Annotated in this window: 8 protein-coding genes; 5 read left to right on the top strand and 3 right to left on the bottom strand. The window is 38.7% G+C overall.

Annotated features, from left to right (window positions below):
* Positions 1-110 precede the first annotated feature (110 nt).
* Positions 111-1481 carry an MATE family efflux transporter gene (locus CXF89_RS20450; protein ID WP_121955616.1) on the bottom strand — a complete coding sequence of 457 codons (1371 nt, stop codon included), beginning with the start codon at positions 1479-1481 and terminating at the stop codon, positions 111-113.
* 128 nt (positions 1482-1609) lie between these two features.
* On the opposite strand from CXF89_RS20450, the gene CXF89_RS20445 reads away from it, so the two are divergent.
* Positions 1610-2236: a riboflavin synthase subunit alpha gene (locus CXF89_RS20445; RefSeq protein ID WP_121955615.1), complete on the top strand. Its 627-nt coding sequence runs from the start codon at positions 1610-1612 to the stop codon at positions 2234-2236.
* Position 2237: 1 nt separating this feature from the next.
* On the opposite strand, the gene CXF89_RS20440 is transcribed toward CXF89_RS20445, so the two are convergent.
* Positions 2238-2441 carry a CPXCG motif-containing cysteine-rich protein gene (locus CXF89_RS20440; protein WP_008166246.1) on the bottom strand — a complete coding sequence of 68 codons (204 nt, stop codon included), beginning with the start codon at positions 2439-2441 and terminating at the stop codon, positions 2238-2240.
* Between the two features lie 103 nt (positions 2442-2544).
* A complete protein-coding gene (locus tag CXF89_RS20435; protein ID WP_121955614.1) occupies positions 2545-3417 on the bottom strand; it encodes a fructosamine kinase family protein in 873 nt (290 codons plus the stop codon).
* 125 nt (positions 3418-3542) lie between these two features.
* Here CXF89_RS20435 and CXF89_RS20430 point away from each other — a divergent pair, with 125 nt between their 5' ends.
* From CXF89_RS20430 to CXF89_RS20415, 4 genes are all read left to right on the top strand, one after another.
* Positions 3543-4235, top strand: coding sequence for a DUF445 domain-containing protein (locus CXF89_RS20430; protein WP_121955613.1), 693 nt, complete (start codon positions 3543-3545; stop codon positions 4233-4235).
* Between the two features lie 278 nt (positions 4236-4513).
* Positions 4514-5299, top strand: a complete 786-nt coding sequence (locus CXF89_RS20425) for a hypothetical protein (protein WP_121955612.1) — start codon at positions 4514-4516, stop codon at positions 5297-5299.
* A 100-nt stretch (positions 5300-5399) separates the two neighbouring features.
* A complete protein-coding gene (locus tag CXF89_RS20420; RefSeq protein ID WP_007585115.1) occupies positions 5400-6782 on the top strand; it encodes an amidohydrolase in 1383 nt (460 codons plus the stop codon).
* A gap of 12 nt (positions 6783-6794) precedes the next feature.
* Positions 6795-8036, top strand: coding sequence for an amidohydrolase family protein (locus CXF89_RS20415; RefSeq protein ID WP_121955611.1), 1242 nt, complete (start codon positions 6795-6797; stop codon positions 8034-8036).
* Positions 8037-8376 lie beyond the last annotated feature (340 nt).

The following is an 8376-nucleotide window of genomic DNA, read 5'->3' as shown; positions in this document are numbered from 1 at the left end:
AGCGTTCAATATAAGTAACGTTTATACTACTTTGTGGTTTGTTGCAGCCAGTAAGCGTTAAAAAACACATTACCAGCAAAGTAGCTGGTAATGTTTTAAGGCTGAGTTTATTAGTTTTGATTGAGTGCATCAATTTTAAGAAATTCATATTTTAGACGTTTTTTTACCGTTAGCATTAATAAAATAGCAGCGACACTAAGTCCCACTATTATCCCAGTCCAGAAACCGTGTGGCCCCATAGCTGGCACAATTATGTCTGTTCTTGCCAATACGTAACCTAAACAAAAGCCGATTAACCAATACGATATAAACGTAATATACGATATAGGCGTGGTGTATTTTAACCCACGGAGTATGCCATTTGCTGCAACTTGCAGTGCATCAGGTAATTGGTAAATACACGCTAAAATCATAATTGATGAAGCCAATGCCATAACAGCGGGGCTGTCAGTATACAGTTGGCTAATTAAATCACGACCGGCAAACGTAATAAGTGCTAAAAATAACGCCACAGCAATGGCTAAAATATAGCTGGTAGAAACCGCAACTTTTAATTGAGTCATGTTCTTTTGGCCGTATAAGTTACCTATACGAATGCTAATAGCGATTGATAGGCTCAGCGGCATCATAAACAGCAATGTAGTTACACTGGCTGCTATTTGATGCCCCGATATAGCTACTGCACCTAAATGCGCTATAAATAGCGGTATACACGCAAATAAAGTGACTTCAAAAAAGGTGGCGAGTGAAATTGGTATACCTAACTTAGTAATAATACCAATGGTAGTGAAATTAGGTTTTTCGAATGATGAAAGCAGGCCTTTAGCATCTACTTTTTTACTCATTTGGCAGTAAGTGACTTGCGCTATTGCCATAACAGTTAAAACAATTGCTGTGGCAATGCCACAGCCCGCGCCGCCATAAGCAGGAAAACCAAATAAGCCATTTATGAAAATATAATTTACCGGAATATTAACAGCTAAACCTAATAGGCTTATGTAAAACGCGGGCTTGGTCATTCCCATACCTTCGGTAACGTTTCTGTATACCGTAAAAATTAAAAATCCAAATACACCCCATTTCACAAAGTGAATGTAGTCAATGGTAAGGTTTGCAATTGCAGGCGTTGTATCGAGCTTAAAAATAATAGCATCTGCTAAATGGGCAATTCCAAAGCCTGTAAAGCTCAAAATAGCGGTTAAATAAAGCGCTTGTTGAAAATAGTGGCTAATGCCTTTGCGGTCATCACTGCCCGAAAACTGCGCAATAATACCGGTAAGCGCTAATAAAATACCTTGAAGGCCAAGTAATAATGGGTTCCATATTCCTGTTGCAATAGACAGTGCAGCTAAGTCAGTAGGGCTAACTTGGCCTGCCATAATTGTGTCGACGACCGACATTAAAATAAGTGTAACTTGCGCTAAAAAAACAGGTAAAGCGAGGGAAAGTAAACGCTTGGCTTCCCAATTGCAAAAGGTCATAAAAACAGCTAGTTGATAAAATAGGGCGTAATTGTAATCTATTGGAGTTTAAATAAAAATCACAGTAGTGAATGATTTTATGAGTTGATACGTTAAACTAGCACTTTGTAATAATTTAAAGTGATTTTATGTTTACAGGAATAGTGCAAACGCAAGCTACGGTGGTCTCTAAGACTCAAACAGACGGTGTTTTACGCTTAGTTGTATCGGTGAGCGATGAGTACGTTAAGCATTTAGATTTAGGCGCAAGTATTGCTATTAATGGCTGTTGTTTAACAGTTGTGCAAGTTGAGCTAAGTAATCACGATGTGGTAGCGCAAGTGCATTTTGATGTGATTGACGAAACCCTAAAGTTAACTAATTTAGGGTTTCTTGAGTTAGGTAGTTTAGTTAATTACGAACGCTCTGTTACGTTTGGTACTGAGCTAGGTGGGCATATAGTGTCTGGGCATATTCATTGTACGTCACAAATTTCTCAAATAGTGAAGCTTGAGAATAACTGTAAAATTCAATTAAGCCTGCCAAAAGAGTGGCAAAAGTATGTGTTATATAAAGGGTTTGTTGCGATAAATGGCGCAAGCTTAACCGTGGGCGAAGTTGATGAACAAGGTTTTTGGTTACACCTAATTCCGGAAACGCTCGCCATTACAAACATTGGTGCAGCGCAAGTGGGTGACAAGTTTAATATTGAAGTTGATCAGCAAACTTACACTATTGTAAATACGGTAGAAAACTACTTACGCCATCAGGCTTAAGTTAAAATATTTGTTCGTCGTCACTGTCTACGTGTAGCTCTAACTTATTGTTAGCATGATCTATATGCATATTTAAATGAATTGGGTTACAGCAGGCAGTGCAATCTTCTATGTAGTCTTGATCGCCCATGCTTGCGTCTAAGTCTAAATGTATGTGGTGTCCGCAGTGTGGGCACGTTATTCGTTGTGATAAAAAATCTTTCATAATCACTCCAGTTATAAATAATTAAGTTAGATTTAACTTAATCGCTTACAGATGAACGCCTACTTACTCATTAAATATAGTGCTGAAATGCAGCTTATGACACTTATTTTATACCTTCAAATACCAGCTTTTCTATATGTTGTTTAGCTTCAGTAAGATAGTGACCGGCAAAGATGTTAGCGTGATTTAAAATAGGGTATAGCTGGTATATTAACTTACGTTTTTCGTAATTTTGAGAAAGCGGGTAGTGCTGGTTATAGGCGCTATAAAAGTCTTTTGGCAGTGGCGCAAATAGTTCGCTCATTGCAATATCCACTTCCCGATCACCATAATAACAAGCGGGGTTAAATACCGTTGGCTCTGCTTTTAAAAAGCCCATATTTCCTCGCCAAAAATCGCCATGCAGTAATGAGGGCTCAACTTGATGACTATGCAGCTGTTCTTTAACGGCATTAATTAAGCGCTCGGGTTCAATAAAGTTAATGCCTTTTTCAGCGAGTAACTGTAATTGCCACCCTATACGTTCTTCGGCGTAAAATACATCCCATTTTTTATGCCAGCGATTAGGTTGTATGGTAGTGGCTATGTAGTTGTCTACATCAAAACCAAACATGGCTTGGTCGTGTTTTTGATGCATTTTAGCGAGGCTGCTTCCCATAGTTGCCCACGTGTCGTGAGGTTGTTTATCCAAAACAAGCCACTGTAAAACAATAAACGAAAACTCTATATTTGCACCGGTTGTAATGCATTCAGGGACTTTAAAATTACTATTTTGCGCTAAAAGCTTTAAGCCAATAAATTCACTTTCTAAACGCTCGAGTTCGCTTTTTAATGCTATTTTAACGAAGAAGTTATGCGTACCATTGGTAATATGAAATAGTTTGTCGGTATTTGTACTTTGTAATTGGCGTTTATAGGTGTGTTTAAAGTCAAAATTAATGGCTTGGCTGATGTGCTCATTTAATGTTTTCCACATAACAATTGCTCGCCTTTTAAACAGATACTTAAACTATGGCAAAAAGGTATTAATTTAACAATCTAAACGTTGTAAAATTAACGACTATATTGCATAAAAATTACACTTACTGTAATGGAGTAAAAATGAACAAAAGTTTAATAACCAATTTGCTAGCGGGTTTATGTGTTGTTGTAGGTTTTATGTTTAACCAAGCAATTGTGTTATCAGTTGGTTTATTTGCACTTTCTGGCGCGGTAACTAATTTATTAGCGATTCATATGTTGTTCGAAAAGGTCCCGTTTTTATATGGCTCGGGTGTTATTGCGCTTAAGTTTGAAAGCTTTAAAGTAGCTATACGAAACCTAATATTAACGGAGTTTTTTTCAGAGCAAAAAATTAATAATTTACTCAATAAAGCGCAGCCCAACATCGATTTTGAGCCAATAATTAGCAATGTTGATCTAAACCCTGCATTCGACAATTTACTTGTCGTTATTGAAGAATCTCAGTTTGGTAGCATGTTAGGTATGTTTGGCGGCACTGCAGCAATAGAGCCTATGCGTGAAAAGTTTATTGAAAAAATGCAATTGTCGCTTGGTGAAATCTCTCAAACTGACGACTTTAAAGCATTAGTAACCCAAACGCTTTCACAAGGTAATAGTGCAGAGAGCCTACATAAAACAGTACTTAAATTAGTTGATGAGCGCCTAGATGAGCTTACCCCTAAAATGGTTAAAGAGATTATTCAAACCATGATCCGTGAGCACTTAGGCTGGCTTGTAGTGTGGGGTGGTGTGTTTGGTGGCTTGTTTGGTTTAATTGCGGCCGTGATTTAAATATAGCTACTGATACCAATTTTAAAAAAATCATTCTATCGCATTAAATAGCGCACTTACTGCGTTAAAAATTGTTCGTGTACGAGTGCATGGATGCAGGAGGTAGAGCAATGCAGGGAGCAATTAGTGATAGCAACTACACGTTATAATTTCGCCTTATTATTGCGCTACTTTATTAGCGCAATAATAGATAACTAATTTAATGCAATTGGTATGACTTATTTTTTCAGGCTGTTATTATCGCCCCCATAATTTAGTCGTGTTTTTTAGGAGCAACGGTGAGCAAAACGTTAGCCAGTTATTATCAGCAAGCATACGCTTGCGATCAGCAGCATTTTAACCAGTGTTTTTATTGTGGCTGTGAAGCGACAGAGCGCGACCATTGTCCGCCGCTGCATATGCTACAAAGCATTGTTGATTTAGGTGAAGAAGCTGATTTTATATCTATTCCTGCGTGTTATGAGTGTCATGCACTTTTACATAACGAAAGGCTGATGACGATTGATGAGCGTTTCACTAAAATGAAGAAAAAGCTTGCCACTAAATATGCAAAACCACTGCGTGTTTATAACATGTGGGAAGAAAACGAACTTGGCGATATGAGCGATGAGTTTGCGCATAGTATTCAAGCGGGTATGAAATTAGGAAAAGAAGCCGCTGAGCGTTTAGCGTTTACTGGTTTTAGCTATGCCACAGAAGATGCCAAAGTAGCAGTACGTGAAAAAACAAAAGAGTTTGATGTAGAAGGCATGATATTTACCGACTTTAAAGAGGCGCTAAATTACTGCATTAATGATTTAAACGTACAAAAAAGTGACTTTTATAAAATTTTGGTTGAAGACTACCAAGGGGATTTTAATAAAGCGCTAAGCCAGTATCGTCATCGTCATGACAAAGTGACAGCGGCTAAAGACGGTAATACACTTATTAAAGATTTTTCAAAGCTACATAAGCAAAACTCTGATTTTGTAACGCGTACGGTTAAGCACTTTATTAGTAAAGATCCATCGCTTACAACCGAAGGTGCGCTTGAAAAGTTGTATAACAATTATATAAAGAAATAATTACAGATATTCATCTTAATTAACTGCGTTTTCACCTGTTTTTTTGGCTTTATTCCTTAGCTTTCGCTAAAGTAGCAAAAAAACAGGAGATCCAAACAACATGCAAAAATTTGCACCTTCTTTATTAGCAGTTGGCTTAGCTGCTGCACTTGTAGGTTGCCAAGAAAACGGCCCGCAAGACGATAAAATAACAATCAACAAAAATCCTTATCCAAGCACTTATCAACCCGTTTCTACATCAAGCACACTTATTACAAATGCAACAGTACTTACAGGTACTGGTGAGCGTTTAGATGAGGCTGATGTATTACTTGTTGACGGCAAAGTACAACAAGTTGGTAAAGACTTAACTGCTACTGCTGATATTACAATTGATGCACAAGGCAAATGGGTAACACCGGGTATTATTGACGTACATTCACATTTAGGTGCATACCCAAGCCCTTCGGTTGAGTCGCATCAAGATGGTAACGAAATGACCAGCCCTAACACTGCAGAAGTGTGGGTTGAGCATTCTGTTTGGCCACAAGATCCAGGCTTTAATCGTGCACGCGAAGGCGGCATTACTTCTCTACAAATTTTACCAGGCTCAGCTAACTTATTTGGTGGACGCGGCGTTACGCTTAAAAACGTCCCTGCACACACTATGCAAGGTATGAAATTTCCAGAGGCGCCGTATGGTTTAAAAATGGCGTGTGGTGAAAACCCTAAACGTGTTTATGGTCGTCAAGGTGTATTGCCTTCAACTCGTATGGGTAATATGGCTGGTTATCGTATGGCGTGGGCTGAAGCCGCTGAATACAAACGTGCATGGGATAAGTACGATGCCGATTATGAAGCAGGTTTAAACCCAGAAGCACCAGTACGTGATATTAAACACGATACGCTTCGTGGTGTGCTTGAGGGCGAAGTACGTATTCATAATCATTGTTATAAAGCTGAAGAAATGGCAATGATGATTGACCTGTCAAAAGAATTCAATTACGACGCGGGTACATTCCATCACGGTGTAGAAGCATATAAAATTGCTGACCTACTTGCTGAGAATGGCTCGTGTGCTGCACTTTGGCCAGACTGGTGGGGTTTTAAAATGGAAGCCTACGACATGGTTCAAGAAAACGTAGCTATTGTTGATGCGGTTAAAAATTCATGTGCAGTTGTTCACTCAGATTCAGATACCACTATTCAGCGCTTAAACCAAGAAGCTGGCAAGGTTATGTACCGTGCTAACGAAAACGGTTTTGATATTTCTGAGCAACACGCTATTAAATGGATCACGGCTAACGCTGCTAAGTCGTTAGGTATTGATGACAAAACAGGTTCACTAGAAGCAGGTAAGCAGGGCGATGTGGTTATTTGGAATCAAAGCCCATTTAGTGTTTATGCTAAAGCTGAACAAGTGTTTGTTGATGGTGCAAAAGTTTACGATAGAAACGACAGCGCGTATCAAGCAACAAGTGATTTTATGTTAGGTCAACAATAAGGAGCACCCAGAATGAAAAATTTATCACGTTCGTTTTCGCTTTCTCTGGTTGCTGCAGGATTATTAGCATCTGGTGCTGTAAGCGCACAATCGCTAGCAATTATTAATGCAACATTACACACGTCTTCTGATCAAGGTGTTTTAGAAGCAGCAAGCATTGTAATGACAGATGGAAAAATTACAGCAATTAACCCAGCTGAAGTTATAGCCGATAAAGTTATTGATGCAAAAGGTCAAATTGTAACACCTGGCTTTATTGCAAGTATTAATCAACTTGGTTTAGTAGAAGTAAGTGCAGTTGCGGGTTCTCGCGATGCTGGCGAGGAAAAAGCCGGTATTGATTTTGACGTAAGTCTTGCTTACAACGCACATTCGAGCTTAATTCCTTACGCTCGTAAAGGCGGCGTAACACGCGATGTAATTACCCCTCATGGTGGCGATAGCATTTTTTCAGGCCTTGCTAGTGTTGTTGATTTAAGTGGTAGTTTTGATAGCGAAATGCAAAAACAAGCGGCTCTAGTTGTTTATTTAGGTGAGCGCAGTAAAGGCTCTCGTGCTTTTACTTTGCAAACACTTATTAATAAACTTGATGAGCACAAAACGAAAGCCGGTAAAAAAGCTAAAAAAGATGACGACAAGCCAAGTACTGAAGACAAAGTAATGGCAAAAATACTCAGTGGCGAAATGCCATTAGTTGTTGGCGTATCGCGTGCAGCAGATATTATTGAACTCATTAAAGTAAAAGAGCAATTTGGCATTAATTTAGTACTTAACGGTGCACAAGACGCTGTTGTAGTTAAAGAGCACGTTGCTAAAGCAAATATCCCAGTAATTATTAGTGCAATGGACAGCTTACCAGCAAGTTTTGATTCGCTTCATGCGAGTTTAGATAATGCAGGTGTGCTTGAAAAAGCAGACGTTAAAGTATTATTAACGGTAGGTGGCGATGCAAGCCATAATATTTATCAGCTACGTTTTGATGCTGGTAATGCAGTATCGTATGGTATGAGCCAAGAAGGTGCGTTAAAAGCGGTTACATCAAACGTTGCTGATGTATTTGGCATTAATGCAGGTAGTCTTGAAGTAGGTAAAGCTGCTGATGTAGTAATGTGGAGTAATGACCCGTTTGAACTAAGCAGCCACGTGAACAAAATGTTTATTAATGGGGTTGAGGTTTCTACACAATCTCGTCAAGATAAACTGCGTGACCGTTATACGACTGATTCAAAAATGCCACGTGCATATACTAAATAATTAAAATAAATTTAATTATTTTAAAGGCCGCTATTTTATAAATAGCGGCCTTTTTTAAAGTTTATACCAATCCGCAATAATACTTAATCATTTTGCGGGGCTAAACGTGTTGCTACCTGTGTTAAAAAATTCTCATTTACGACTGCATGGATGCAGAAGGTAGAGCAATGCAGGAGCAATGCAGGAGCAATGCAGGAGCAATTGCCGAGAACAACTAAATAGCGAATTTTTTGCCTAGCTATCAACACGTTTTTCCATCCTCAAAATAGATCACTTAATTAAGCGAATTGGTATTAGACATAAAAAAGCCGCTTACTTTTACAAGTAAGCGGCTTTTAAA

The sequence above is a fragment of the Pseudoalteromonas sp. MelDa3 genome, from assembly GCF_002863625.1.
Taxonomy (GTDB): Bacteria; Pseudomonadota; Gammaproteobacteria; order Enterobacterales; family Alteromonadaceae; genus Pseudoalteromonas; species Pseudoalteromonas arctica.
The sequence above is the reverse complement of the archived record's forward strand: the minus strand, read 5'-3'. Positions and strand labels throughout refer to the sequence as shown.

Bases quoted from the DNA above. Each gene is read 5' to 3' on its own strand.
- CXF89_RS20450 (WP_121955616.1), bottom strand. From the start codon at position 1,481: ATGACCTTTTGCAATTGGGAAGCCAAGCGTTTACTTTCCCTCGCTTTA.
- CXF89_RS20445 (WP_121955615.1), top strand. From the start codon at position 1,610: ATGTTTACAGGAATAGTGCAAACGCAAGCTACGGTGGTCTCTAAGACT.
- CXF89_RS20440 (WP_008166246.1), bottom strand. From the start codon at position 2,441: ATGAAAGATTTTTTATCACAACGAATAACGTGCCCACACTGCGGACAC.
- CXF89_RS20435 (WP_121955614.1), bottom strand. From the start codon at position 3,417: ATGTGGAAAACATTAAATGAGCACATCAGCCAAGCCATTAATTTTGAC.
- CXF89_RS20430 (WP_121955613.1), top strand. From the start codon at position 3,543: ATGAACAAAAGTTTAATAACCAATTTGCTAGCGGGTTTATGTGTTGTT.
- CXF89_RS20420 (WP_007585115.1), top strand. From the start codon at position 5,400: ATGCAAAAATTTGCACCTTCTTTATTAGCAGTTGGCTTAGCTGCTGCA.
- CXF89_RS20415 (WP_121955611.1), top strand. From the start codon at position 6,795: ATGAAAAATTTATCACGTTCGTTTTCGCTTTCTCTGGTTGCTGCAGGA.